The following is a 1,771-nucleotide window of genomic DNA, read 5'->3' on the forward strand; positions in this document are numbered from 1 at the left end:
GGCCAGGCCCGGGATCGTCGTCTCGGCCGGGGGTTCGGGCCAGATCAGCGCGACCGGATGCAGCGCGCCGTGGCGTTCGGCGAGGCGGCCGGATTCCGCCTCGGCCGCGCCGCGCGTCAGCGCCGCGATCGCCGCCGTGACGGCGCGCGCCTCCTCCCCCGCATAGGGCAGGCGGAACGCGGCGAGCAGGCCAGCGAGGTCTGCGAAGCCCAAGCGCAGGCGCGGCGCCCGCCCCTGGCCAAGGATGTCGAGCACCCGGACACCGAGCGACGCGGCGCGGGCATAGCCGGCCGCATCGAAGGACCCGTCGGCGTCGAGGAAGGCCGGCAGGTTGAGCACGAACCGCGCTTCCTCCCGCCGGTCGCGCCACACCTCGGCGCCGGGCGCACCGCGCCGGGCAAGCAGCAGGGCGCGAAGCTCCTCGGCCAGCGCGTCCGCTTCCTCCGGCGTGGCGATCAGGCCGAGACGCCGGCCGCGCGTGGTCACGCGCCGGATCCAGCCCTCGGCGAGGGTCGGGAAGGTGATGGGGCCTGTGCCGGGCGCGAGGGCGGCGACCGCGGCGGCGGCCTCATCCTCCCAGGCGGCGGGAAGGGCGACGGGGCGCGGTTGCGCGTCGGGATCGGCCCCGGCGCGCGTGCGGCGCAGCGCGACGGACTGCCAGAGAGTGCCTGCGAGACCAGCCATGGGCCCGAGGCTAGCCGGGCGCGCCCGGGTGCGAAAGCCGCATCTTGTGTGTCAGGGCGCGATTCACCCCAATATCCTGTGGATAGTCCCGGCTTTGCGCCGGCGGCGCCGCTGTGGCATCTAACCGTTTCCGGGCTCTCCCCGAGGATGCCGATGGCCTTTCTGGACGATCTCATCATCCGCCTGACCAGCCGCCGCGTCGGCAGCGACCGCTTCGGCAACACCTACTGGCTCGCGCGGGGCCGCAAGGACGCCTACGGGCGCCCGCTGCGCCGCGTCACCTATGCCGGGACGCCCGAGGCCTCGACCGTGCCGCCCGAATGGTGGGGCTGGCTGCATCACACGACCGATGCCCCGCTGCCGGAGGACGCGCCCCGCCGCGCCTGGCAGAAGGAGCATCGCGCGAACATGACCGGCACCGCCGAGGCGTGGCGCCCGCCCGGCCACGATGCCGCGGCCGGACAGCGCCCGACAACCGCCGGCGACTACGAGGCCTGGACGCCGGGGCGCTGAGCCCCGACATCCATCCCCGATGCAGAAGCGCAGCCTTGCCGAGTTGCTGACCGGCGCCGTCATCCTGGCGGTCGCCGGGCTGTTCCTGTTCTACGCGGTCACCACCAGCGGCCGGTCCATCTCGGGCGGTCCCGGCCTGTCGCTGACCGCGCGCTTCGACCGGATCGACGGGCTGGCGGCGGGCGCCGATGTGCGGCTTGCCGGCGTGAAGATCGGCCAGGTGGTGGCACAGCGGATCGACCCACAGAGCTTCCTGGCCGTACTGACGCTGCGCGTCGATGCCGGGCTGCGCCTGCCGCACGACACTTCGGCCGAGATCCAGAGCGAGGGACTGCTCGGCGGGAAATACGTTGCGCTAGTGCCCGGCGGGTCTGACCGCATCCTGCGCGACGGGCAGGAGATCGAGATCACGCAGAGCGCGGTCAGCCTCGAAAGCCTGCTCGGTCGCTTCATCTTCTCGGTCACCGAGATGAACCAGCAGCGCGGCGGCGCCGACCAGCCCGCCCCTGCCCCGGCGCCGGCCCCGGCGCCCGCGCCGCGATGAGCGCGCCCACCGTCTGGCCCGGCGCCGACG

Annotated in this window: 2 protein-coding genes and 1 pseudogene; 2 read left to right on the forward strand and 1 reads right to left on the reverse strand. The window is 74.3% G+C overall.

Going from position 1 to position 1,771, the window contains the following annotated elements:
• A pseudogene (locus HW577_RS24530) lies at nt 1-684 on the reverse strand (hypothetical protein); the annotation flags it as partial.
• A gap of 153 nt (nt 685-837) precedes the next feature.
• Here HW577_RS24530 and HW577_RS24535 point away from each other — a divergent pair.
• Complete coding sequence (locus HW577_RS24535; RefSeq protein WP_198378713.1) at nt 838-1,197, forward strand: NADH-ubiquinone oxidoreductase subunit NDUFA12 family protein; 360 nt, start codon at nt 838-840, stop codon at nt 1,195-1,197.
• A 19-nt stretch (nt 1,198-1,216) separates the two neighbouring features.
• On the forward strand, nt 1,217-1,741 hold the full coding sequence (gene mlaD / locus HW577_RS24540) for an outer membrane lipid asymmetry maintenance protein MlaD (RefSeq protein ID WP_198378714.1): 525 nt from the start codon (nt 1,217-1,219) through the stop codon (nt 1,739-1,741).
• Nucleotides 1,742-1,771 lie beyond the last annotated feature (30 nt).

The organism is Neoroseomonas rubea (assembly GCF_016106015.1).
Taxonomy (GTDB): Bacteria; Pseudomonadota; Alphaproteobacteria; order Acetobacterales; family Acetobacteraceae; genus Neoroseomonas; species Neoroseomonas rubea.